Annotated in this window: 22 protein-coding genes; 13 read left to right on the forward strand and 9 right to left on the reverse strand. The window is 34.7% G+C overall.

All coding sequences use genetic code 11. The features are described 5' to 3' along the window. Nucleotides 1-53: 53 nt before the first annotated feature. The 3 genes from priA (at nt 54) to MKS83_RS21695 (ending at nt 6132) form a co-directional block, all read left to right on the forward strand. On the forward strand, nt 54-2501 hold the full coding sequence (priA, locus tag MKS83_RS21685; RefSeq protein ID WP_240581313.1) for a primosomal protein N': 2448 nt from the start codon (nt 54-56) through the stop codon (nt 2499-2501). Nucleotides 2502-2661: 160 nt separating this feature from the next. Beyond that, on the forward strand, nt 2662-4128 hold the full coding sequence (gene dacB / locus MKS83_RS21690; protein ID WP_240581314.1) for a D-alanyl-D-alanine carboxypeptidase/D-alanyl-D-alanine-endopeptidase: 1467 nt from the start codon (nt 2662-2664) through the stop codon (nt 4126-4128). 81 nt (nt 4129-4209) lie between these two features. After that, a complete protein-coding gene (locus tag MKS83_RS21695; RefSeq protein WP_240581315.1) occupies nt 4210-6132 on the forward strand; it encodes a M1 family metallopeptidase in 1923 nt (640 codons plus the stop codon). Between the two features lie 145 nt (nt 6133-6277). On the opposite strand, the gene MKS83_RS21700 is transcribed toward MKS83_RS21695, so the two are convergent. Next, nucleotides 6278-7156 carry a cupin-like domain-containing protein gene (locus tag MKS83_RS21700; RefSeq protein ID WP_240581316.1) on the reverse strand — a complete coding sequence of 293 codons (879 nt, stop codon included), beginning with the start codon at nt 7154-7156 and terminating at the stop codon, nt 6278-6280. A 160-nt stretch (nt 7157-7316) separates the two neighbouring features. Here MKS83_RS21700 and kbl point away from each other — a divergent pair, with 160 nt between their 5' ends. The 5 genes from kbl to gldG all read left to right on the forward strand — a co-directional run bounded on the left by kbl (nt 7317) and on the right by gldG (nt 12174). After that, entirely contained in the window at nt 7317-8513 is a 1197-nt protein-coding gene (gene kbl / locus MKS83_RS21705; protein WP_240581317.1) for a glycine C-acetyltransferase, read from the forward strand. A gap of 74 nt (nt 8514-8587) precedes the next feature. Next, on the forward strand, nt 8588-9034 hold the full coding sequence (locus tag MKS83_RS21710) for a hypothetical protein (RefSeq protein WP_240581318.1): 447 nt from the start codon (nt 8588-8590) through the stop codon (nt 9032-9034). Nucleotides 9035-9142: 108 nt separating this feature from the next. Continuing rightward, the gene (locus MKS83_RS21715) at nt 9143-9688 is read left to right on the forward strand and encodes a CopD family protein (RefSeq protein WP_100376937.1); all 546 of its coding nucleotides are present in this window, start codon (nt 9143-9145) and stop codon (nt 9686-9688) included. 82 nt (nt 9689-9770) lie between these two features. After that, nucleotides 9771-10499, forward strand: a complete 729-nt coding sequence (locus MKS83_RS21720; RefSeq protein ID WP_240581319.1) for an ABC transporter permease subunit — start codon at nt 9771-9773, stop codon at nt 10497-10499. Nucleotides 10500-10503: 4 nt separating this feature from the next. Further along, complete coding sequence (gene gldG, locus MKS83_RS21725; protein WP_240581320.1) at nt 10504-12174, forward strand: gliding motility-associated ABC transporter substrate-binding protein GldG; 1671 nt, start codon at nt 10504-10506, stop codon at nt 12172-12174. A 55-nt stretch (nt 12175-12229) separates the two neighbouring features. Here the strand turns inward: gldG and MKS83_RS21730 are convergent, their stop codons facing one another. The 8 genes from MKS83_RS21730 to MKS83_RS21765 all read right to left on the reverse strand — a co-directional run bounded on the left by MKS83_RS21730 (nt 12230) and on the right by MKS83_RS21765 (nt 19866). Further along, the gene (locus MKS83_RS21730) at nt 12230-13270 is read right to left on the reverse strand and encodes a tetratricopeptide repeat protein (RefSeq protein ID WP_240581321.1); all 1041 of its coding nucleotides are present in this window, start codon (nt 13268-13270) and stop codon (nt 12230-12232) included. Between the two features lie 78 nt (nt 13271-13348). After that, nucleotides 13349-14263: a helix-turn-helix domain-containing protein gene (locus tag MKS83_RS21735; protein ID WP_240581322.1), complete on the reverse strand. Its 915-nt coding sequence runs from the start codon at nt 14261-14263 to the stop codon at nt 13349-13351. Nucleotides 14264-14748: 485 nt separating this feature from the next. After that, entirely contained in the window at nt 14749-15588 is an 840-nt protein-coding gene (locus MKS83_RS21740) for an SDR family NAD(P)-dependent oxidoreductase (protein ID WP_240581323.1), read from the reverse strand. A 98-nt stretch (nt 15589-15686) separates the two neighbouring features. Next, nucleotides 15687-16697, reverse strand: a complete 1011-nt coding sequence (locus tag MKS83_RS21745; protein ID WP_240581324.1) for a hypothetical protein — start codon at nt 16695-16697, stop codon at nt 15687-15689. A gap of 78 nt (nt 16698-16775) precedes the next feature. Further along, a complete protein-coding gene (locus MKS83_RS21750) occupies nt 16776-17513 on the reverse strand; it encodes an SDR family oxidoreductase (protein WP_240581325.1) in 738 nt (245 codons plus the stop codon). A 270-nt stretch (nt 17514-17783) separates the two neighbouring features. Then, the gene (locus MKS83_RS21755; RefSeq protein ID WP_240581326.1) at nt 17784-18353 is read right to left on the reverse strand and encodes a Crp/Fnr family transcriptional regulator; all 570 of its coding nucleotides are present in this window, start codon (nt 18351-18353) and stop codon (nt 17784-17786) included. 84 nt (nt 18354-18437) lie between these two features. Then, nucleotides 18438-19253 (reverse strand): DUF2314 domain-containing protein, encoded by an 816-nt coding sequence (locus MKS83_RS21760; RefSeq protein WP_240581327.1) that lies wholly within the window; start codon nt 19251-19253, stop codon nt 18438-18440. Nucleotides 19254-19437: 184 nt separating this feature from the next. Then, nucleotides 19438-19866: a DUF4268 domain-containing protein gene (locus MKS83_RS21765; protein ID WP_240581328.1), complete on the reverse strand. Its 429-nt coding sequence runs from the start codon at nt 19864-19866 to the stop codon at nt 19438-19440. Between the two features lie 125 nt (nt 19867-19991). On the opposite strand from MKS83_RS21765, the gene MKS83_RS21770 reads away from it, so the two are divergent. The 5 genes from MKS83_RS21770 to MKS83_RS21790 all read left to right on the forward strand — a co-directional run bounded on the left by MKS83_RS21770 (nt 19992) and on the right by MKS83_RS21790 (nt 24320). Beyond that, nucleotides 19992-20399: an RrF2 family transcriptional regulator gene (locus tag MKS83_RS21770; protein WP_240581329.1), complete on the forward strand. Its 408-nt coding sequence runs from the start codon at nt 19992-19994 to the stop codon at nt 20397-20399. Between the two features lie 88 nt (nt 20400-20487). Further along, nucleotides 20488-21180, forward strand: a complete 693-nt coding sequence (locus tag MKS83_RS21775; RefSeq protein ID WP_240581330.1) for a phosphoadenylyl-sulfate reductase — start codon at nt 20488-20490, stop codon at nt 21178-21180. Nucleotides 21181-21201: 21 nt separating this feature from the next. Beyond that, nucleotides 21202-22110 (forward strand): sulfate adenylyltransferase subunit CysD, encoded by a 909-nt coding sequence (gene cysD / locus MKS83_RS21780; protein WP_240581331.1) that lies wholly within the window; start codon nt 21202-21204, stop codon nt 22108-22110. Nucleotides 22111-22170: 60 nt separating this feature from the next. Beyond that, nucleotides 22171-23412 carry a sulfate adenylyltransferase subunit 1 gene (locus MKS83_RS21785; protein WP_240581332.1) on the forward strand — a complete coding sequence of 414 codons (1242 nt, stop codon included), beginning with the start codon at nt 22171-22173 and terminating at the stop codon, nt 23410-23412. A 23-nt stretch (nt 23413-23435) separates the two neighbouring features. Continuing rightward, a complete protein-coding gene (locus MKS83_RS21790) occupies nt 23436-24320 on the forward strand; it encodes a sulfite exporter TauE/SafE family protein (protein ID WP_240581333.1) in 885 nt (294 codons plus the stop codon). Nucleotides 24321-24381 lie beyond the last annotated feature (61 nt).

The raw sequence follows: 24381 nt of genomic DNA on the forward strand, positions 1-24381 counted from the left end.
AATTATTGCAGTTCACAAAAGAAAAAATTAATTTTACACTTTAAATATTTCTCTTGAACTACGCCCAAATCGTTTTACCGTTAAATCTAAAAGGATCTTTTACCTATAAAGTTCCCCAGGAATTACTATCCGAAATTCAGGTAGGAATGCGGGTTTTGGTTCCTTTTGGTGGTAAGAAGATTTATACAGGGATTGTTTTTGAACTTCATGACAATGCTCCGGAAAGTTTTGTAGCCAAAGAAGTTATCAGTCTTTTGGATGATAAACCTATTGTTCCGCAAGAGCAGATACAATTCTGGAACTGGCTTTCAGACTATTATTTATGCAGTTTAGGAGAAATTTACCGTTTTTCATTTCCTTCATCTCTGAAACTGGAAAGTGAAACGTATTTAAAGCTAAAACCCAATACTACAATAGATTTTGAAAATCTGGATGTCAATGAAATGTATCTTATCCAGGCATTGGAGGTCCGACAACTTATTAATCTGACGGATATTGAAGCTTTCATTTCGAAAAAAGATATTATTAAAACCATTAATTCTTTGATTGATCTTCAATACATCGAGATTGATGAAAAAATTGCGGAAAAATACAAAGCTAAAGAAGTTGCTTATGTCAGAATTCATGATGAGGTTCTAAAAAATCAGAATCTTACGGAAATTATTTTAAGCTTAAAAAGGGCTCAGAAACAGAAAGATCTTTTCCTCCATATTTTAGAAAAACAGACAGAACATCCAGATGTACCGATTAAAAAATCTGATCTGTTTGAAGACGGCTATTTTGGAAGCTCCCATTTCAAAGCTTTGGCAGATAAAAACCTGGTGGAGGAATATTATATGCAGAAAGACAGGATTGAAAGCTATGAAGGGGAAATTGAAGAAATCGAAGAGCTTTCAGAAGCTCAAAAATTAGCTAAGATCACGATTGATGAAGCTTTTGAGGAAGGAAAAAATGTTTTGCTTCATGGAGTAACCTCCTCAGGAAAAACACATATTTATTTAGAAAAAATTGAAGAATGCATCAGTGAAGGAAAAAATGTTCTGTTTTTGCTTCCTGAAATTTCTTTAACGAAACAAATTACCCAAAGGCTAGAAAAAAAATACGGTCGACAGCTCGGTTTTTATCACCAGAAACTTACCGATTTTGAACGGGTGGAAGTCTGGAGAAGAATCAGGCAGAATGATATTAAAATCCTTATAGGAACAAGAAATGCTTTGTTTCTGCCTTTTCAGAATTTGGGATTAATCGTTGTGGATGAAGAGCATGATTCTGCTTACAGACCTCGTGAAGTATCACCTTATTTCAATGCAAAAGATTCTGCGTTGGTTCTGGGAAATTTTTACGGCGCCCATGTGATTTTAGGATCTGCAACACCTTCCGTAGAAAGTTATTATAACGCGAGAAAAGACAGGATACAATATGTTTTCCTTGAAGAACGTTTTGGTAAGGTAACCCTTCCTGAATATGAGTTAATTAACTTTAAGGAAGCTCAGGATTCCAAAAAAGTATCCGGGAACTTTTCTTTGAGATTAATTGACGAATTAAAAAGAACTTTAGACGAAAAAAATCAGGCAATTGTGCTTCATAATCGTCGTGGTTATGCCAATGTAATAGAATGTGAAAGCTGCGGATATGTCAATTACTGCTCAAATTGTGATGTGGTAATGACTTATCATAAGGCTGCAAACGAAATGAAGTGCCATTATTGCGGTCAAAGAGCTTCCAAACCAAGAACCTGTCCGAAATGTCATTCCGAAAATCTGAATGAAAGAGGAGTGGGGGTTGAGCAGATTCATGAAGAAGTCTCCAAATTATTCCCTGAATATGAAGTCGATCGTATGGATGTGGATTCAATGCGGAAAAAATTCGCCTATGAAAAATTATACGAAAAAATTGAAGACGGCGAAACCGATATTATTGTCGGGACTCAGATGATTTCCAAAGGACTGGATTTTGATCATATTGAACTGGTTGCCATTCCTAAAGCGGATTCCTTATTGTATGTTCAGGATTTCAGAGCAGAGGAAAGGGCTTATCAACTTATTACACAGGTTTCCGGCAGAGCGGGAAGAGTGTCCGGGAAAGGAAGAATCTTAATTCAGACTTTTAATCCGGATCATTCTGTTTTTCAGTTGATTAAAATGAATAATCCGGCTAAGGTTTATAAATATATTCTTACAGAACGTCAAAAGTTTCATTATCCGCCTTTTACGAAGCTAATTATGATTGAGCTTAAGCACAGAAGAGAAGATAAAGTGAATCGTGCGTCTCAGTTTTTAGGTTCGGTTTTAAGAAAATACCTTCCTGAAGACTGTGTATTAGGACCGGAAAAATCCCAAATTGCAAGACTTAATAATTTATACCAGTTTCAGATTTTACTTAAACTTCCAAGAGGGAAGAACTACGAAAAATTCAAAAAAATGGTTTTATTAAGTTTAAAAGAATTTGATGAAATCACTGCTTACCAAAGCATCAAAAAAGACGTTTTTGTTGATTTTTAACAAACTTTAACAAATTTTATAACGTTTTATTATACCTTAAATAACTGATTAATAGCAATAATTTCTACATTTGATCGTTGCTTATATGTTTGGTTGTGCTTTTGGATTTAACTCTCGTTATTCTGTGGCATCCAAATTAAGTAATAAAAAGAAAAATTAGATGGTAAATTTCAGAAAATATATTTCAGGTATTACGGTATTAGCTTCTGGTTTATTCCTCGCTCAGTCTACCGTTTCTACGGTTCTTTTTTCCCCCACATATGATAGTCAGAAATCCAGCTTGAATCTGCCTTCTCCTGCGGCGGCGATTGAAAAAACAATTTTATCGCCAAAAGAACTGATAGATGTAAATCTAAATACAATGGTAACGGACCCTGTGTTGAAAAACGCCAACTGGGGATTCGTGGTATATGATCCTAAAACCAAAAAGATTATTTCTTCTTATAATGAAAATATGCCTTTAGTTCCGGCTTCCACTACAAAATTATTGACTACAGAAACTGCTCTGAATTTGTTGGGAGAAAACTACCGCTGGATGACACAGCTTGAATACTCAGGTCAAGTGGATGAAAACGGGGTTTTGAACGGAAATTTATACATTGTAGGAAGTGGAGATCCTTCTTTAGGAACCAATAAAGCAGGAGCATTATCTTACAGAGAAATCATTTCAGATTTTGTAAACGGGCTTTCACGTGAGGGGATAAAAAAAGTAAATGGTGATATCATCATTCAGACAGCGCTTTTCAAAGGTAATATTTCAAGACTTCCGGAAAATGTTGTATGGTTGGAAAATAACAATTACTATTTACCGGTAGGTACAACCCGCGAGATTAGTCCTGCAAACGAAAAGCTGATCGTAAAAAAGAATAATTTCTCAGCAGATAAAAAATTCTTCTATGTTTCTCCTTATGCCAATCAAATGGTATATGCAGAAAAATATGAAGGAGATGGGGCTCTAACCACAAAATTACCGGATGCCCCGGCTTATCTTGCCAATTCATTCAGAACAACTTTGGTGAAAAGCGGAATTGCTGTAACAGGAAAAGTGACGCCAAAAATGACCGATGCTGCTCCGGAAGCCAGAAAATTGGTTTCAGCTTATAAATCTCCTACATTGGCAGATATTGTTTACTATACCAATCAGCACAGTGATAATTCGCTTGCAGAAGCATTGCTGAGAACGGTGGGCTTTTTTAAGAAAGGAGATCAGACGAGTGAAAGTGGAAGAGTTGTGGTAAAAGATCATCTTAAAGATATTGCGTTTGATTCAGAAGGATTAAATTATATGGACGGAAGCGGATTGTCAAGAAGCAATACGGTAACTCCAATTGCTCAGGCAAAATATCTTACCTCTTTAATGAACGAAAAGTATTATGGTACCTATCTGACTTCATTACCGATTGGCGGGCAGTCCGGAACATTAAAAAGAATGTTTAATATAACCGGAAACGGACAGGTTTTTGCTAAAACAGGAACACTGAACAAGGTAAAAACACTGGCAGGTTATATAAAAACGAATTCGGGAAGAACCTTGGTATTCTCACTTTTGGTAAATAATTATGCCGGGTCTGTAGATATGGTGAAAAAAAGAATGGAGAAAATTATAGAGCCGACTTTGGAACTTTAACCTATCCGTAAGAATAAATCTAAAAACCTTTTAATCTTTGATTAGAAGGTTTTTTTTATCTTTGATTTATAATAATTTATAATGAAACACTTTTATCTTCTGATACTAAGTATTGTTACTTTTCAGCAGATCTCTGCGCAGCATGAAAACATTGAAATGAAATCGTTCCGGGCAAAGGAAATGAAATCATTTACCAATAAAATGATCGCTTACAATATCAATCCTAATACCCTGAACTACGATCTTCAGTATCAGAGAATGGATGTGAGTCTGGATCCTTCAGTGTATATGATCTCAGGATCGGTAACTTCTCATTTTAAGCCGAATCAGAGTATGAGCAATATCTACTTTGATCTTTCCAACGCCTTGACGGTTTCTCAGGTAACCTATCATAATCAGAGTCTTACCTTTCAGCAGCTAACGACAAAAGAAGTGAAAATTGATTTTCCAAACGCACTTCCTGCGAATGTATTAGACTCTATTACGATTCAGTATTCCGGAACGCCACCAACAGCAAACAATGCCTTTTCAACGGGGTCTCAGGGCGGATCACCGATTCTTTCTACTTTAAGCGAACCATACGGCGCTCAGGACTGGTTTCCGACCAAGCAAAGTATGAATGATAAAATCGAACAGTTTGATTTTAAAATAACAACACCCTCTCAGTATAATGTAGCTGCAAACGGGTTGTTGATGTCTGAAACGATACTTCCTCCCGGACAGAAATTGACGTTCTGGAGAACAATGTACCCTACTGCCGCATACCTTATTGCGCTTTCGATTACGAATTATGTAAAGATTACCGATACAATGGGAACTCCGCCATTTCCATTTATTAATTATGTGTATCCATCTACAGCAAATAATACTGCGAGTATGGCCAATATCAACTGGACCAAGCAGATCATGAATACTTTTGAAACCTATTTCGGGCCTTATCCTTTCAGAAATGAAAAATACGGACATATGGAATTTGAATACGGAGGAGGAATGGAACACCAGACTATGTCATCTATGGGAGGCTGGGATAAAGGACTTATCGCCCACGAACTGGCCCATCAATGGTTTGGAGATAAGGTAACCTGCGGCGCCTGGAACGATATATGGCTTAACGAAGGTTTTGCAACATTTGGAGCACATTTGGCCAATGAAAAACTGCTGATGACTAATACTGAGTTTATGAATTTCTTGTTATCGGAAAAAAACTATATCACAAGTCTTCCTGATGGAAGTGTATACGTTGCCGATGCTAATTTGAATAATATCAATGCTATTTTTAACGGAAGGCTGTCTTATTCCAAAGGTGGATATGTGGTGAGAATGATGAAATGGATTCTGGGCGAAACTGCTTTTTATCAGGCCTTAAAGGATTATCATGCAAGACCTGCTTTAGCATATAACTATGTAAGAACCACGGATCTTAAAAATTCTATTCAGTTATCTACAGGAAAAGATCTTACCGAGTTTTTTAATGATTGGATTTATGGGCAGGGTTACCCCACCTATGATATTCGTTGGAAGCAAGTGGGAAATCAGATTACCTTTAAAGCTTCACAGACTCAGAGTCATTCTTCTGTAAGTTTTTACGAAATGCCTTTACCGATTAAAGTTACGGGAACAGGTGGACAGATTGCTTATTTTACTCTAGATAATACCGTAAATAATCAATATTTTACACAAGCAGTAACATTTCCAGTAAGTAGTGTAGAGTTTAATTATGAATATCAGATCATCGAAAAAAATTCGACGGTAGCCCAGGACAATACTTTGAGTACTTCGGAGATTAATAAAGATGAATTTGCATTGTATCCAAATCCTGCAAAAAATGAAATCAATATAAAAGGCATTGACAGGGCTACAGATTTCACCATCTATTTTATTGATGGAAAATTAGTAAGAAAACATGTGTATCAACCGGGAAAAGCCATTAATATTTCGGAATTGATTCCCGGAACTTATATTTTTAAGGTTAAAGATAAGAACATAAAATTCTTAAAAAAATAAAATAAAACCTTCAGAATTTCTGAAGGTTTTTTGTTTCATAAATATTAATGAAAAGAGATCGGATAGAAAGAATACGTTGGCCTTTCCGCTGAAAGAATAAGATAAATTAATTCCATAATATGTTTATTTAAAGATTAGTATTTATTTAGATGTGAAAGTTTTTCTGCTTTTTAATTGCTCTGTTGGCTTTTCTGATAGCTTTTCTTACCTTAAAATCGAACCATTTTTCTTTGAACAGATTTCGCATGACATTATCAAAATGTCTTATTAGAACGAGATTTTTAAAGCCTCTCCATTTTTCCAGCCAGCTTGAAGGTAAAGCTCTGATGGAAACAGAATATCCCTCTGTTTCATATTGAATATAATGCCACCAACCGGAAGGAATATAAAGTGTTTCTCCGGGACTGATGACTGCTTCGTACCCATCTATATATTTCAAACCGGGAAATTCCTGGTAATCCGGTTCTTTGATGTTGGTAATCGAATGAAAATTATAAGGAAGCTTATAAAGGAGATCCGATTGTTCCCACGGAAATAGCCAGATCTTTTTGATGCCTTGAAACTGGGTAATGAAAACGTGTGACATATCAATATCCACATGATTCCGGGTGATGGAACCTTCACCTCCAAAAAACATAAAAGGAAGCCATTTCAAAATTTTTCCTTTCGTAACATCATTGTATTGAATATCATTTTTAAGTTCAGGTTTAATGCTTAATAAATTAAAGAGAAAAAGACGATGTTCAGTGGAAGAGGAAGTTATTAAATCGAGATAGTCAGAAAAAGTGCTTTGGCCGATCGGTTTGCTGGCCACTCTGTCTAATGATTCGATTTCACTTCCGTAAATATTGACTTTATGGTCACCTGCAATTTCCTTAAAATAATCATAGTTCCATTTTTTGAAGGCCGGACTTTCAGGATCGACAAAATCTTTTAAAATGACAGGTTTTGCAGGTTTCAGATAAGTTTTGAGAAAGTCTCCGGAGGATATATTTTCAATTTTTTGTACTGGTGATAATCGCATTTTACTGAATTTAACAACAAATATAAATAATAGTCTATTAAAATTATAGACTAATAGTGAAAAATAGTTGAATTTTATTTAAGCACTTAGAATAAAAAACAGAAAAGCTATGAGTTTACCGCGATTTTATTAAATTAGCACATCTTAAAAATTATTAGAAATGATCTCTAAAAAGTATCTTGAAAACTTACAGAACGAACTACAAAATATTGATAACGACGGGCTTTACAAAAGAGAAAGAATCATTACCTCTCAGCAGAGTGCAGAAATAGAAGCGAATGGAAAAAAGCTGCTGAACTTCTGTGCGAACAATTATTTGGGATTATCCAACCATCCGGAAGTGATGAAGGCTTCTCAGGATATGATCGAATCTCACGGTTACGGTATGTCTTCGGTACGTTTTATCTGCGGAACTCAGGATATTCATAAGCAATTGGAACAAAAAATTGCTGACTTTTTAGGATTGGAAGATACGATCCTTTATGCAGCTTGTTTTGATGCCAACGGAGGTGTTTTCGAACCGTTATTTACGGAAGAAGATGCGATTATCTCTGATGAATTGAACCACGCATCAATTATTGATGGTGTTCGTCTTTGTAAGGCGGCAAGATACCGTTACAAAAACAATAATATGGAAGATTTGGAAGCTCAGCTGATTGCAGCTTCTGAAAAAAATCACCGTTTCAAAATTATTGTTACTGATGGTGTGTTCTCAATGGACGGAATCGTTGCAGACCTGAAAGGAGTTTGTGATTTAGCTGATAAATATGATGCTTTGGTAATGGTGGATGATTCTCACGCCACTGGTTTCATCGGAAAAACAGGTCGTGGAACTCACGAAGCGAATGAAGTAATGGATAGAGTAGATATTATTACTTCTACATTAGGAAAAGCTCTTGGAGGTGCTTTAGGAGGATTTACTTCCGGGAAAAAAGAGATCATCGATATGTTGAGACAGCGTTCAAGACCGTATTTATTTTCAAACTCTTTGGCTCCGGGAATCGTGGGTGCCGCTTTGAAAGTATTGGATATGATCTCTGAAGATACTTCTCTTCGTGATAAAGTAATGGAAAATGCAGAATATTTCAGAGCAGAAATGAAGTCGAAAGGTTTCGATATTCCTGATGGAGATGCTGCTATTGTTCCGGTAATGCTTTATGATGCGCCTTTGGCTCAGAAAATGGCTGAAAAACTGATGGATGAGGGAATTTATGTGATAGGATTCTTTTATCCTGTTGTACCAAAAGGAAAAGCGAGAATCAGAGTTCAGCTTTCTGCCGCTCATACCAGAGCACATTTGGATAAGGCAATTGCTGCTTTCGAAAAAGTTGGAAAAGAATTAGGAGTGATTTCTTAAGACAAAAATAAATCTGTTCTACATTTGTAGAATAAAACAGGATTTCTTATATTTACAGAAATCCTGTTTTTTTTATGAAAAAAATATTTATTGCTGTAGTATTGTCATTATTTACACTTTCCTGCCAGACGAAGATGAACCAGTATATAAAAGTGAGCAAAAACGTTCAGAAAAGACATGGCAAGTGGAAAGAAGAATATCCTACTAACGAAGGAACTCTTGTGGCTGTAGGAAAATATAAGAAAGGAGAAAAAGTAGGCGTTTGGAAAACGTATTTTGACGATAAGCTTTATCAAAAGGAAAGCATCCGAAAAGATATTACTAAAATTAAAAGATATTTTCCAACCGGAACCATCATGGAAAAAGGGCAGACTAAGCTTGAGATTTCTCAGCATGAACGTCATTGGTTTTATTCCGGAGACTGGAAATATTATGACAATAAAGGAAACCTTTTATATACCAAGAAATATTATGAGGGCAGTAAAACTGATAGTATTCCTGCAAGAAAAAACAATAAATAGGCGTAAAGACAGATTTTCTTAAAATGATATAGCAAGTTTCATTCGAATTTTCTAGATTAAATTCTCTTTTTTTCCGAAATAAACTATCTTTGCAAACAAATTTTTAGGATGCTGTATACCATCATCAAAGCTTTACATATTATCTTCATGGTAAGCTATTTTGCGGGAATTTTTTATCTCGTGAGAATTTTCGTTTACTATAAAGATACCGATGCGTTTGCCGAAGATAAAAAGAAGATTTTAAGGGAACAATATACCTTTATGGCACGCAGGCTTTGGAATATCATTACGGTTCCGGCGGGAGTAATTATGGCGGTTTGCGGACTGGTGATGATTTTCTTAAATACGGGATTAATGAAAATGCCCTGGTTCCATTTAAAACTGACTTTCCTGATCGGTTTGGCCATTTATCATTACTGGTGCTGGAAAAAAGTGTTAAAGCTTAAGGAACTTAACGGAAATACTTTAGAAACAGCGAATATCAAATTACGACAAGCTAACGAAATCGCAACCTTTATTTTATTTCTGGTGGTTTTCACTGTAATCTTAAAATCAATGGTCATTGAATATTGGTGGCAATTAATTACAGGATTTTTCGTTCTGGTATTCCTCATCATGATGACGGTAAAACTGGTTAATAAAAGTAAAAAGTAAAAAGATACAAGTAAAAAGCAGTGCGAAGTCAATGTCTTCTTATTTTACATTTGACTTTTAACATAAAACTTCTAACTAATATATGATTGCAATTTTTAAAAAAGAACTTTGGAGTTATTTTGGCAATTGGAGCGCGTGGATTATCATTGCGGCTTTCAGTTTGGTAGCGACATTGTTTTTGTTTTTTTTCGAGAATGATTCCAACATTTTTGATATCGGATTGGCTTCTTTACAAAGTTATTTCGTTTTGGTGCCTTGGTTATTAATGTTTATTATTCCGGCATTATCCATGAAAACCTTTGCGGAAGAACAGCAGACGGGAACCTTAAATTGGCTATTTTCTCAGCCCTTGAAAGTTTCAGATCTGGTTCTTGGAAAATTTTTATCAGTTTGGGTAGTTGGGATTTTATGTCTTATTCCATCACTCATTTACCTTTATACAGTCTATGTTTTAGGAGTTCCGGAAGGAAATATTGATTTGGGAATGACGTTCGGAAGCTATTTCGGAATGGTTATTCTGATTGCAGCTTTCTCAGGAGTAGGAATTTTAGCGTCTTCACTTTCTCAGAATCAGATCATGGCTTATTTGTTGGGGGTTTTCATGTGTTTTATCATGTATTTTGGAATCGAACAATTAGCTAGTTATAAGTTATTGGGTGGAGCAGATTTTATATTGCAGAATATTGGTTTTTATCAGCATTTCTTAGGCTTTACAAGAGGTCTTATTGATTTTAAAGATGTCGCTTATTTTGTTTTAATTATCGGAGTTACCTTAGTTTTGTCCAACCATTTTATCAATAAAAAGAAGTAGAATTATGAAGAAGATACCATTCAAATCACCATTCGGAATTTTACTGTTTGTTATTTTGCCGTTGGTTGTTATTCTTGCTATTTCAGGAATCAGATTAGACTTAACAAAAGAAAAAAGATATACGCTTTCTGATAATACGATCAAGGTGTTGGAATCGATCAACAAACCGGTAATGGTAGATGTTTATCTTGAAGGAGATTTTCCTGCAAGTTTCAAGCAGCTGCAGAGCGAAACGAAATTTATGCTGGAGGAATTCAGAAAAATTAATCCGAAAATCGATTTCAAATTCATTGATCCGATTAAAAGTAAAATTTCTCAGGATACTTTGATGGCCATGGGAATGCAGCCTTCTGTACTTCCTGATGTGAAAGACGGAAAAGTTTCCCAGATTTACTTATTTCCTTATGCGGTTGTAAAATACAAAGGAAGAGGAGTTTCCATTCCATTGGTCGTTCAGCAGAACGGGATTGATGCAGATCAGCAACTGACGAAATCAATTGAGAATTTAGAATACAATCTGGTTTCAAACATCAAAAACATTGCGGTTGACAAAAGAAAGAAGATCGGGATTTTAGTCAATCAGGATGAATTGAGTCCGGAGGAATTCCAGGGATTCATGCACTTGGCAACGGAAAATTACGATGCAGGTCCGATTATTCCTAAAAATCAGACTGAACTGACATTGGCAGATGTTCCGATTTTAAAGCAAATGAATGCTTTGGTGATTGCAAAACCAAGAAAAGCCTTTACAGACGGTGAAAAAGTAATTCTTGACCAGTACATCATGAACGGCGGAAAAACGTTGTGGATGATCGATGCCGTAAACGCTGAAATGGATACGTTGACAAGGTCTAAAAAAGTAATGCCTTTCCCGGTAGATATCAATATGACCGACTTTTTCTTCAACTATGGAATCAGAATCAATCCGGCATTGGTAAAAGATGTGAAGAAATTTGCATTGTTGAGGCTGGTAACGGGAGAAGTAGGAGGGAATCCTCAGTATACAAGTCTTCCATGGCCGTATTTCCCATTAGGAATTGCTGAAAAGAATGATCCGATCACCAAAAATATCAATCCTGTAAAATTTGAATTCCCTACATCGATCGATACTTTGGGCGGAAGAAAAAATATCAAAACAAAAGTTCTTTTTGAGTCGAGTGAAAGAACATTGCTGAAACAGGTTCCGAACTATGTTGATCTGAAAGAAATTGCAAGTGTAGACAGTCTTGGGCAAATGGAAAAACCAAGCACTCCTAAGATCTACGCAGTAGCTTTGGAAGGTAAATTTAATTCTGCCTACGCTTCAAGAGTTGAAAGAAAATCTTATCCTGGTTTTAAAGGAACAAGTCCGGAAAATAAAATGATCGTAATTGCAGACGGAGATGTGGGAAGAAATAAAGTGATCAAAGGGCAGCCTTTACCTTTAGGGGTAGATATGCTGACCAACGAACAGTTCGGAAACGAACAGTTCTTAAGAAATGCTCTCGACTATCTTTTGGATGACAGCAATCTGATGGAACTCAGAAACAGAAACATCGAAGAACGTCTTCTTGACCGACAAAGAATTACAGAAGAAAAAAACAACTGGCAATGGTTCAATTTGCTGTTACCTTTAGTTGTTATTGGTGCTTTAGGGGGATTGTTCTTCTGGTTGAGGAAGAAGAAGTTTGGATAGGATATAAAAAAGAGAAACTTTTAGTTTCTCTTTTTTATTATGATATTTAACGAATCTATTCCCATGTATAATTTTCGGACCATTTGTAAAACTTTTCAATTTGTTCTGGATGATCTTTGTAATATTTAATTACATCGTCATTAGGTTGAGGTGAAAAAGCAATGTACGTAAACGGTTCAATTAATTTTTGTTTATGCATTTCAATAAAATAAGGGGCTAAAAATTCCCAATAAAAACCACTCTGTCCCTTTTGTGTTTCTTCCATAGTAGCAAACATGGAATCTAATTTATCAGTGAATCTCTGCTGATCTGTTTTGCCTTTATTTTTTTCGTCAAAGTCTAAAGCGGAGGTCATTGAAAGCACCATGTCAGTTGATGAAAAATTATTTTTACTCTTTTTATCATTTGCTTTATCAAGTATTGATGGATCAATAGATAAGTTGATGGAATTGTCATTTTTTTGGGTAACACCTTTATTCATTAAAGTAAGTACAGATTTTATATGGTTTTTTGCAAGCTGGGATTTATTATCAAGAGAAAGATATCTTAGAGAACATAGAATTGATACAATTCTGTTTTCAGAATTTAAAGCTGCTAATGCGTTAAGTGAGCCTTTATGATTAGGTTTTAATTTTGCAGATTTTTGAAAAGATTCTAATGCTTTTTCTAGTTGCTTGTCATTTATTAAGGCAATTCCTTTGTTAAAATAAAGCTGATAATAATTAGGATACTTTTTTATGCCCTCATCATAAATAATCAAAGCTTTTTGAGTCTGTTTTAAATGGTCTAAACTATTTGCATAACTGATATAAACTGTTTTTATATCTTTTTCAGGATATGTATTTATAACCAATTTACAGATTTCAATAGCTTCATTATATTTTTGAGATGTTTCTAGCGTCATTGCTTTTTCCGAGAGCGCTAATAAATTGTTTTTATCTAAAATAAGAGCTTCATCATATTTGTTAAGAGCTTCATTATATTTTCCTTCGTCATGAAGCATAATTCCTTCGTTAACCTTAGCTTCTGCTTCTGTTTTATTCTGTGAAAAACTAATTATAGGAATGAAGATTACTAACAGTAAATTTTTTTTCATGATTTATAATTTTATAGCTCAAATATATAAAAACATCATGAAAATTATTTATAGTTAAAAATTGTCTTAAAGAATAGCTTAATTAAACAACCTTCTAAACTCTCCCGGCGACTGATTCACCTTCTGCTTAAACAACTTGCTAAAAGACTGCGGATGCTCAAATCCCAGTTCATAAGCGATCTCACTGACTGAAAGATTGGTTGTACTTAAACGTTCTTTTGCAGTGTCGATAATCTTATTCTGAATATGCTGTTGCGTATTTTGTTGAGTGTGAATTCGCAATAAACTTCCCAGATAATTCGGGGAAATATTCATCTGTTTGGCAATGGCTTTTACAGAAGGAATCCCGTTTTCAAGAAGACTTCCGTTTTCAAAATACTGGGAAAGTACTTCCTCAAATCTTTCCAGCAATTCGTGACTGGATTTTTTTCGGGTAAAAAACTGACGTTCATAAAAACGTTCGGCATAGATTAGGAACAATTCGAGCTGGGCAACAATCAGCTCCTGCGTGAATTTGTCAATATTCGTCTGATATTCTTTTTCAATATTTTTAAACAGATCAACAATAATCTTTTCTTCCTTATCCGAAAGGAAAAGCGCTTCATTGATCTGGTAACTGAAAAATTCGTAGGATTTAATCTTCTTTGCCAAAGAAGTTCCCCAAAGAAAATCGGGATGAATCAACAGTAAATATCCGGTGGGTTCTACTTCCACACCGGGTTTCATTTCAAGACTCAGAAACTGAAGCGGAGAAACAAAACACAACACACCGGAATCAAAATCATATTCCTGCTGTCCGTAATTGAACTTAGCATTTACATTCCTTTTCAGACCGATCGAATAAAAATTCTGTATCCATTTCAGTTCCGTATCATCCACAGGATAACGGACTTTGCTGTAATCGATCAGACTGATCAGCGGATGCTCAGGATTCGGAAGATTACAGAAGGTATGAAAATCAGAAAGCGAATTAAAACGAAATGTGTTTTTCATAATGACTAAGTTATTTAATTATTTTGAATTGTTGAATTGAATTTGAACCATTAAGATGATAGGTAAGAAGTGAATCTTATTGAGAAATACCAATTAACTTGAGTTAAAACTCATCTTACTATTCTAAATTCCTTAAACAAAACCTTAATGGTTAAAAAAATAAAATGAGATCCTTCGGCAAGCTCAGGATGACACTGTGGAAAAAACTTTCCGTACTAATTATATTACAACGTTTAGTATTAGCGAAATGTCATCCTGAGCGAAGTCGAAGGATCTATAACGACCTAGGAAAATGAAGCGTTAAGAAAATAAATGATGTGAACGTTAAGAAAATTCTACTGTCTGAGTGCGAGACAAATTTAGAATTTAATCATCAATAATGACTTCGCACGAGTTTTAGAATTTTTAGAGAATAGCATTTATTTTTAGCATTCAATTTCCAAGTCTTGAATTTTTGTTTCTTTTGTTTCAAGACAAAAGAAAAACTAGATCACAGTAGAAAATGTCAGTTCACTCCATTTCTCAGCATCTCCTGTAATCGTTTTAATCTTGTTATCCAAAAACTCATCAGTTCCGCTTCCCAATAAGAAATGCACCGGCGGATTTTCCACTTCACTGATGGCAATGATTGCTTCAGCTCCTTTATCAGGATCATTGGGCTGATTTCCGTTGATTTCATCCAAATGTGCCTGTTCGGAATTTCTTGCCGCTTCATATTCAGGAATTGAATTTTCAGGAGTTCTTACAGATTCTTTTGATAAGAAGTCCGTTCTGAAATAGCCGGGATACACCACAGTTGCTTTTACCCCAAAATCTTTAATTTCTTCAGCCAAAGCTTCGGTTAAACCGGCTACAGCAAATTTGGTTGAACAGTAAATTCCCCACCCCGGAAAATTCCCTGAATATCCTCCGATTGAAGAGATGTTGAAAATATGTCCTGATCTTTGCTGACGAAGATGAGGCATTGCATTTCTGATCACGTTCAGTGTTCCGAAAACATTGACATCAAAATTCGCTCTTGCTTCTTTGTCAGAAAGCTCTTCCAATGTACCTAATTGTCCGTAACCTGCATTGTTTACGACAACATCTAATTGTCCGAAATGTTCAATGGTTTTAGCAATAGCGGATTGTACGTTTTCATTATCCGTTAAACTCACTTCAAGCGGTAAAAATGTTTCCGAAGTTGTTCCGATTTCAGAAATAAGAGACTGTACATTTCTTGTTGTCGCAGCAACGCGATAATTTTGTTCTAACAATTTTTTGATTAAGGCTAATCCAAGTCCTTTTGAAGCCCCTGTCACGAACCATACTTTTTTTGTTTCCATTTTTTATTGGTTTTAAATGATGGTACAAAGGTGGGAAGATGGCAGTTGAGAAAAGTAGTTCAATCAACGAATGATGTAACCGAATCGTGAATCAAAATTTATTTAATACTAACAAGATGTCTTTTAATCTTTTGCATTTCATTAAAATAATTATCCTTAAAAAGATTAACATTAAAAAATTCTCTTTCATTGTTAATTATTATAGCATGATTTATACATGCAATAAAAATATCTTTTATTTTTTCAATCTTATCTTTGTATAATTTTTCTGAAATAACCCAAGTTTCGCAAGCAAACATTAAAAGATTGGTGATTTTTTTTTGAACTTTGTTTTCTGATTCCTTAAAAAAAGTGTTTACATAGGGTTTTAACTTTTTTTCATCTTTTTTATTATATCCCATTAATAGAAGTGTTTTATTGTTATAAGGAAATATATTAATGAAAACTTCAGAAATTCGAGGCATATCTTTACCATTAAGTTTTTTATAATTGTACATTTCTAAGGTTGTTTCATAATTATAAAAAGCAGATAAACAAATATCAATTTTGTTTAATTCTCTAACTTGAAAAACAAAATTTTGAGTTTTATTATTATAGTCTTCCCAAATATCCTCTTCATTATTTCTTAAATCATCAATTCCTAAAAGTTCTTGTTGAATTCTACCTAATAGAAACTCTAAATTTATTTCTGATGAATATTTTGATTTCATCATTAATTTATACTGTTCAATATTAATCTCTTTTCTCCATATTTCATTATATATAGTTCTTAGTGTAAATAAAAGACAAGATTCATAGTCATTAAAGTTTATTTGTTTTTTTTCTATTTTTTCAAAAAGCTTATCGTCATGTTCTTTACAAAAACAATCGAAAGAATAAATTTCGTTAATGCCTGTTTTATCGAAATAAAAAGGTTCTTTTTTAAATTGATTAATTTTATATTCCCAAATATGATTATTAGTAGCAATTTGGTTTAGAATTCCATTTTTTTGTAATATATGTGAGTTAATTGGTTGCTCATTACATCCAGGAAAATAACATTTTTTAATATTTTGTTTTGCTTTGTTCCAAGTATCATGATATAACTTTGCAAATTCGTGATCTTTCAATTTGTTTATTTTTTTGTTTGAATTTATAAAAGAATAAATAAGAAACCAAAAAAACTGCTCTTTTAATAAATTGTAAAATTACCAAGGACTGATTCCTGTTTCATCCTCAATATCGTTACTGTAATATTGTCCGGTTGGAGCCTGATCATCCGTCAAAGTATGCTTAATGATGAAAGAGGCTGCGCTTTCCACAGATCCGGGGCCGCTGTGCGCATTGAAATCTGTTGCTGTATATCCGGGATCGATCACATTGACTTTAAAAGGCAGATCTTTCAGCTCGTAGGCAAGAACAATGGTATAAGCGTTTAAAGCTGCTTTTGAAGTTCCGTAACCGGCCGTTTTGATATTGTAATATTTCCAGGACGGATCGCTATGCAGGGTTAACGAGCCTAATCCAGAAGTAATATTGCTGATTCTGGGACTGTCCGATTTTTTAAGCAAATCAAGAAAAGCCTGTGTAACACTGATGACTCCAAAGAAGTTGGTATCAAAAATGGTCTGAATTTCCTGAATGGAAAAATCTGAAGCCTGTTGAGGTGTATTTCCTAAAATTCCTGCATTGTTGATCAGGATATCCAGTTTTCCCTGCTCATTTTCTACCATATTTTTGGCTTTTAAAATAGATTCAGGATTGGTAACATCAATTTCAATGGCTTTGATATTTTGAAATCCCTGTTCTTTAAGTGTTTCAACTGCTTTTTCACCATTTTCAAGATTTCGGCTTCCTAAATAAACGAATAATCCTTTTGCTGAAAGCTGTTTTGCTGTTTCAAGGCCAATACTTCTGTTGGCTCCTGTAATTAATACTGTCTGCATTTTTTTTGTTTTTAATTGATGATGTAAAATTCCGTCAATTAAATAAGGTGGCATTTGCCATTTGACAAAAAAGGAATTGAAACTTAAAAGTTTAAATAAAATGAGAATTTAATTATGCGGCTATATACAATTTTACACCATTGTCATTCTGACGAAGGAAGAATCTTATGACAGCTTAGATTCTTCATTTCACTTCGTTACATTCAGAATGACAGCATTATAATAATTAAGATAACAGAATTAATGTAAAACTTTATATAATTACCTTAATTATTTTATATTCTTCCTGATTCTGCTTAAAGAAGATTGGGTAACTCCCAAATAGGAAGCCACATAAGAAAGCGGAATTCTGTTGACAACAGTAGGGTAGATTTCCAGAAATTTCAGATAACGGGTTGTAGCATCTTCCGAAACAAGCGGACTTCTTCTCTCCACTTTTTGAATCAATGCTCTTGAAATAATCTTGTGAACGATTGCATCAAAACCTACAATGGTCTGTAAAAGTTCCAGCCAGTCTTTTCGCTGAAATATGATCATTTTACAATCTGTCACTGCCTGCACATAAGCACTGGAACAGATTTGATTGTCAAAGCTTTCAAGATCTACAACCAGATTGTCTTCTTCAATAAAATATTTTGTAATTTCTTCACTTTTGTTGTTGTAATAGCAAACACGAAGAATTCCGTCAACAACGAATCCGACCTGTTTTGCAATTTTTCCAGCCTCTGAAAAGTATTCCTCCTTAGAAAGATCCAGTTCCGTAGCTTTACTTGCAATGAAATCCATTTGCTGCTGATTCAGGTTCCCGAATCTTAAGATAAAATCAAATAATTCTTTCATAAATGCAATTTAAGTAAAGAAAATTGTACAGCATTTGTCATTTGGCAAAAAAAAAAAGAGAAACCCGAAAGTTTCTCTGTATGATTAATTTTCTAAAATAGGAATCAAATGCTCCCAGTTTAATTGTTTTGCAAAATCCAGGGCTGTTTTTCCTTTGCTTGTTTTCAAATTTTTATCACCTCCTGAATTTAAAATGATTTCTACAGAACTTAAGTTTCCGGCAATAGTTTCCCTGTGAATGAGAGATAATCCGTTTTCATCCAGATTGGTGAGCTCATCAGGATAATCGTGTAAAAATTCCACCAATTTATCCTTCATATTTTTGCTCATAGGGTGCTCAATAAGGTTTTCCGGTTTTTCTTTTTGTTCATGTACAACTTCAATATCATTATAATCTCCAAAATCAAGATCCCAGAATCCATCATGCTCTTTTCTTTCTGTTTCCGACATATCAGCACGCATTTTCTGAATGGTAAATCCTCCATATGCTTTTGGAATTGGATCTTTTGAAGATGAAAATAATTTTGCAAGTCCTTTCTTTTTTACACTAGGTGTAATCGCAAAAAGCCAGTCGCTAATTTCATTCAGAGGGATTTCAAAATAGTCGCCTGCCTTGATTGTTGTGAGATTATTCGGTTCATTAATTAGGTATCCTTTTACATAATCGCCGTCAAAGTCAATCTCGTTGATCCACATATGCTCTACAATATTTTTTCCGGTTTCGGGATCCTTTTCAGAAAAAGCAACTTTCACGCAAGAAAGATTGAGGGCGGGAACTATTCTTAGGTTTTCCCAATATTGTTCTCTCCAGAAATATTTAAAAGTTTCCTGTGCCTTTTTATAAGCTTCCAACATTTTGGGATCTGCACCGTCAGTAAAAAGGAATGTGTTTACTTCCATTATTTAAAATTTTTGTGATTTAGTGTTAAAGAAATATCAGAAATGTTTTGCTGAAGAGCATTATGAATAAACAAGTACTGATATTTTTTGGTCTGACTAAAGTACAAAAATATTTAAACAGGAGTTTGAATTTTGTGGAAGAATTTAAATTTTTATTTCGATGAAGTATAAACTTAAAGAGAACCTAAACATCCTTTATAAAATCCTCATACTCATAATAAAATCGTTCAAAACCGTCCATTCTCTCAACAAAAAACTCAAATATCTCCTGCCATGTATTTTTATTGAAAATAGAAACTCCGTGTTTTTCTACCCAAATCCTGCTGATGACTTTTCCGCTTTCCAAAGTGTAAAATTCTTCCTTATTGAAATCTCCAATAAAATCTTTCAGAATATCTTCCAGCGACCATATTTTATTATAATAGGCATCTCTGAAAACTTCGTCTTTCATTTCGATATCCAGAGAAACTTCCGCCTTTTTATTATCTGCATAAAATTTGAATGACATATCCTTTATTTTGGTGTCATACAAAATCCATTTTCTGGGGAAAGACTTTCCGAAAGCCGTCCAAAACTCTTTTTTTAATTGCTGTGCTTCTTGTTTGCTGAACATAGAACAAACTTAATGATTAATAGATGAAATTGCAAAAATGAAGATGGCTAAATCTGTTTAATGGTTTGACAATTCATGATTTGTAGGTTTTGCAAAAATTAAACAATTTTCTTATTTTTGCTATAATGTTGTCAAAAAAATCTCAATATGCTTTTAAGGCGCTTGCATACCTTGTTGAAAAAAGGAATGACGGCCCTGTACTTATTTCTGAAATTGCAGAACATAAGAAAATTCCCCTGAAGTTTTTAGAAAATATTTTACTGGAATTGAAAAAAGCGGATATTCTTGACAGTAAAAAGGGAAAAGGAGGAGGATATTTTTTCAGAGAAAATCCTGAAAATGTAAAGCTGGCAAAAATTATACGGCTGGTGAATGGACCTATTGCCATGCTGCCTTGCGTAAGTCTTAATTTTTATGAAAAATGTGAGGACTGTAATGAAGATCACTGCGGCCTGCATGATGTTTTAATCGAAGTGCGGGATGCTTCCTTACGTATTCTGGAAAGTAAAACTTTAATGGATTTGATCGACTGATTCTAATCCTTTTTTTTGAATAATTAGTCTACTTGTTTGGTAGGATAATTATTTTATCTGATATTTGCATGACTTCAAATGACAAAATATGATTTCAAAAGAAGATGCAGATAGTCTGAAACAGCTTTCAGCAGAAGAGGGATTGAAATGGATCTCAGCTAAATTCTCAGAAGGCATTGTTTTCTCAACTTCACTTGGACAGGAAGACCAGGTGATTACCGATATGATATTTAAGAATCAGCTGCCCATTAAAGTTTTCACACTGGATACAGGAAGACTTTTCTATGAGCATTACGAACTACTTTCACAGAACAATTCAAGGTATAAAATAAAAACGGAAGTTTATTTTCCGGAAAGCTCCGATGTTGAAAAATACGTGAATGAAAAAGGAATAAATGCTTTCTATCATTCGATTGAAAACAGAAAAGAATGCTGCTTCATAAGAAAAGTAAAACCTCTAAACCGTGCGTTGGAAAATGCAACCGTCTGGATTACGGGGTTACGCTCCGAACAATCAGAAAACCGCGAACATATGCCGATCATTGAGTGGGATGATGAAAGAAAGTTATACAAATACAATCCTTTGATCCATTGGAATTATCAGGAAGTTCTTGAATATCTTGAGAAAAATAAAGTTCAGGAACTGTCTTTACATAGAAAAGGATTCATCAGCGTTGGCTGTCAACCATGTACAAGAGCCATTGATCCGGGTGAAAATCCCCGTGCCGGTCGTTGGTGGTGGGAAAATTCCCATAAGGAATGCGGTCTGCATACCCATTAATTCAAAATTTTAAAGAAAAAAATGAGTACATATACATTAGATTATCTGGAACAGCTGGAAGCTGAGAGTATTTATATTATGAGGGAAGTAGCGGCACAGTTTGAAAAGCCGGCTTTACTTTTCAGTGGTGGAAAAGATTCCATTACATTGGTGCATTTGGCAAAAAAAGCTTTTGCTCCGATGAAAATTCCGTTTCCTTTGGTACATATCGATACGGGACATAATTTTCCTGAAGCCCTACAATTCAGAGATTATCTGGCAGAACATATAGGTGCTGAATTGATAGTAAGAAAAGTGGAAGATACCATTAAAACTAAAAAATTAACCGAACCTAAGGGGAAATTTGCTTCCAGAAACTGGCTGCAAACCCATACTTTATTGGATACTATTGAAGAATTTCAGTTTGATGCGTGCATTGGCGGAGCGAGAAGAGATGAAGAGAAAGCCAGAGCTAAAGAACGTTTTTTCTCGGTTCGGGATGAGTTCGGACAATGGGATCCGAAATTACAGCGTCCGGAACTGTGGAATATTTACAACGGAAGAATCAATAAAGGAGAAAATGTAAGGGTTTTTCCAATTTCAAACTGGACAGAACTTGATGTATGGAATTATATCAGAAAAGAAAATATCCAGCTTCCTTCCATTTATTTTGCCCATGACAGGGAAGTGATCGAATATGATGGTCAATTAATTGCCACCTCAGATTTTATTCAAATTGATGAAAATGATAAGGTGATCACTAAAAAAGTACGTTACAGAACTGTAGGAGATATGACCTGTACAGCAGCGGTTGAAAGTGATGCTGAAACTTTAGAAAGTGTAATCAATGAAATTATAGCTTCCAAAATTTCCGAACGCGGTGAAACAAGAATTGATGATAAAGTGACGGAAGCAGCTATGGAAGACAGAAAAAAAGGAGGATATTTTTAATAAATGATGAGTGATAATTGAGCAACAATCATTCATCAATTATCATTAATAACTAAACTTATGGATATACTAAGATTTATAACTGCCGGAAGTGTAGACGACGGGAAAAGTACCCTTATCGGGAGACTTCTATATGATAGCAAAAACATTTTGATTGATCAGCTTGAAGCATTGGAAAAGCAGTCAAAAAATAAAAATGAAAACGGGATAGATCTGGCGATTCTTACCGACGGATTAAGAGCGGAACGGGAACAGGGAATTACCATAGATGTAGCCTACAGATATTTCTCTACACCTAAGAGAAAATTCATTATTGCAGATGCTCCGGGACATATTCAGTATACCCGGAATATGATTACTGGAGCTTCCAATTCTCAGCTGATTGTGATTTTAATTGATGCAAGACAGGGCGTTATTGAGCAGACCAGAAGACATTCCATCATTGCTTCTCTATTAAAAATTAAAAATGTAGTCGTGGCCATCAACAAAATGGATCTGGTAGATTATGCGGAGGATGTTTTTAATAACATAAAAGCTCAGTATCATTTGGTTGCACAAAAATTAGGATTGGAAAACGTACAATATTTCCCGATTTCTGCATTTTACGGAGACAACATTGTTGAAAAATCTGAGAAAACTCCTTGGTATACGGGATCTACTTTACTTGATTTTCTTGAAACGGTAGAAGTAAAAAACTCTGAAAATACCGTTAACAGCAGATTTCAGGTGCAATATGTAATTCGTCCCCAGACTGAAGAACTCCATGATTACAGAGGGTATTCCGGAGAAGTGATTTCAGGAACGTATAAAAAAGGAGATAAAATAACCGTTCTGCCACAGAATATCGAAACGGTTATTTCAAAAATTGAAACTGGAGGGAAGGAAGTAGACGCGGTATTTACCAATCAACCTGCCGTTTTGCATATTGAAGATGATATTGATATCAGCAGAGGTGACTTTTTAGTGAAAACGGAGCAGCTTCCGAAAGTAGAAAATGAGGTAGAAGCTATTGTATGCTGGCTTGATAAAAAGGAATTAAACGAGGGCAACAAATATTTTATTCAGCATAAAAGTAAAGTACTAAAAACGATCGTAAAAGAAGTTGAATATAAAATTGATGTCAATACACTGGAGAATACACCTGTTTATTCAGGAATTAAGCTGAATGAAGTTGTTAAAGTGAAACTGAAAACTTCTTCTCCGTTGGTTTTTGATAGTTTTAGTGAAAATAATAATACAGGAAGTGCCATTCTGATTGACGAAACGAGCAATTCTACAGTGGGAGCAGTAATGATTTTATAATAATCCGATAAACACAGACATAAATGGTGATTTCAAGAAAAGTTCAGCTCAGGCTTAATGTATTTTTTGTAACGGTTGCAATAGTGTTGATCGTGATTCTTTCAATGTATGAACTGGGATATTTGGATGAGCTTCTCACTGTTTTGGCAGAAGATAATTATATTTTTTACTGGATGATGCTTATTGGCTTTTTAGCCGAAATTGTAGCGGGATCCATGGGAATGGGATATGGTGTGATATGTACAACAACATTACTCTTTCTGAATATTCCGCCACATATTGTAAGTGCAAGTATTCATTCGGCGGAAAGTTTTACGACTGCGGCCGGAAGTATAAGTCATGTCAAATTAAAGAATGTAAGTAAAAGCCTGGTTAAAAAGCTGGCGATTCCGGCTGTGATCGGAGCGGTTATCGGAGCACTTTGCCTGACGTACCTTGGTGAATATTATGCTAAAATTACCAAAACCCTCATTGCATTTTATACGTTATATCTGGGATTCCAGATTTTATCTAATGCTTTCAAGAAAAAACAAAGCAAAGCGCTGAAAAGAAAAACCAATCTTACCCGGCTTGGCTTAATTGGAGGTTTCATCGATTCTTTTGCTGGCGGAGGATGGGGACCTTTAGTAACCGGAACTTTAATCAAAAATTCCTTTACTCCTAGATTTGCTGTAGGAAGCTCTACGGTAGCAAAATTTATTTTAACATTAACTGCGGCAGTTACCTTCTTTTTTACGTTGGGAATCCAACACTGGAGCATCATTGCAGGACTTTTGCTCGGAGGAATTGTAACGGCTCCTTTTTCTGCCATGCTTACCGCTAAGCTTCCTGTGAAAGGTATGTTTGTAGTAATCGGATTGCTGGTTATCATTATGAGCTCAATAACGATCTATAAATCTGTTTTTTAATAAAATTCGTTTCATTGTGGAAAAATAAATGAAGCGAAAAGAGGGATGACTTTGAAAATAT

The organism is Chryseobacterium sp. Y16C (genome assembly GCF_022488405.1).
In the GTDB taxonomy this organism is placed as follows: Bacteria; Bacteroidota; Bacteroidia; order Flavobacteriales; family Weeksellaceae; genus Chryseobacterium; species Chryseobacterium geocarposphaerae.

Excerpts from the sequence above, each read along its gene's own strand:
- gldG (WP_240581320.1), top strand. The coding sequence starts at position 10,504 with ATGAAGAAGATACCATTCAAATCACCATTCGGAATTTTACTGTTTGTT.
- MKS83_RS21695 (WP_240581315.1), top strand. The coding sequence starts at position 4,210 with ATGAAACACTTTTATCTTCTGATACTAAGTATTGTTACTTTTCAGCAG.
- MKS83_RS21765 (WP_240581328.1), bottom strand. The coding sequence starts at position 19,866 with ATGTTCAGCAAACAAGAAGCACAGCAATTAAAAAAAGAGTTTTGGACG.
- MKS83_RS21790 (WP_240581333.1), top strand. The coding sequence starts at position 23,436 with ATGGTGATTTCAAGAAAAGTTCAGCTCAGGCTTAATGTATTTTTTGTA.
- MKS83_RS21730 (WP_240581321.1), bottom strand. The coding sequence starts at position 13,270 with ATGAAAAAAAATTTACTGTTAGTAATCTTCATTCCTATAATTAGTTTT.
- MKS83_RS21720 (WP_240581319.1), top strand. The coding sequence starts at position 9,771 with ATGATTGCAATTTTTAAAAAAGAACTTTGGAGTTATTTTGGCAATTGG.
- kbl (WP_240581317.1), top strand. The coding sequence starts at position 7,317 with ATGATCTCTAAAAAGTATCTTGAAAACTTACAGAACGAACTACAAAAT.
- MKS83_RS21740 (WP_240581323.1), bottom strand. The coding sequence starts at position 15,588 with ATGGAAACAAAAAAAGTATGGTTCGTGACAGGGGCTTCAAAAGGACTT.
- MKS83_RS21715 (WP_100376937.1), top strand. The coding sequence starts at position 9,143 with ATGCTGTATACCATCATCAAAGCTTTACATATTATCTTCATGGTAAGC.
- MKS83_RS21710 (WP_240581318.1), top strand. The coding sequence starts at position 8,588 with ATGAAAAAAATATTTATTGCTGTAGTATTGTCATTATTTACACTTTCC.
- MKS83_RS21755 (WP_240581326.1), bottom strand. The coding sequence starts at position 18,353 with ATGAAAGAATTATTTGATTTTATCTTAAGATTCGGGAACCTGAATCAG.
- MKS83_RS21770 (WP_240581329.1), top strand. The coding sequence starts at position 19,992 with ATGTTGTCAAAAAAATCTCAATATGCTTTTAAGGCGCTTGCATACCTT.
- MKS83_RS21735 (WP_240581322.1), bottom strand. The coding sequence starts at position 14,263 with ATGAAAAACACATTTCGTTTTAATTCGCTTTCTGATTTTCATACCTTC.
- MKS83_RS21700 (WP_240581316.1), bottom strand. The coding sequence starts at position 7,156 with ATGCGATTATCACCAGTACAAAAAATTGAAAATATATCCTCCGGAGAC.
- cysD (WP_240581331.1), top strand. The coding sequence starts at position 21,202 with ATGAGTACATATACATTAGATTATCTGGAACAGCTGGAAGCTGAGAGT.
- MKS83_RS21760 (WP_240581327.1), bottom strand. The coding sequence starts at position 19,253 with ATGGAAGTAAACACATTCCTTTTTACTGACGGTGCAGATCCCAAAATG.
- dacB (WP_240581314.1), top strand. The coding sequence starts at position 2,662 with ATGGTAAATTTCAGAAAATATATTTCAGGTATTACGGTATTAGCTTCT.
- MKS83_RS21750 (WP_240581325.1), bottom strand. The coding sequence starts at position 17,513 with ATGCAGACAGTATTAATTACAGGAGCCAACAGAAGTATTGGCCTTGAA.
- MKS83_RS21775 (WP_240581330.1), top strand. The coding sequence starts at position 20,488 with ATGATTTCAAAAGAAGATGCAGATAGTCTGAAACAGCTTTCAGCAGAA.
- MKS83_RS21785 (WP_240581332.1), top strand. The coding sequence starts at position 22,171 with ATGGATATACTAAGATTTATAACTGCCGGAAGTGTAGACGACGGGAAA.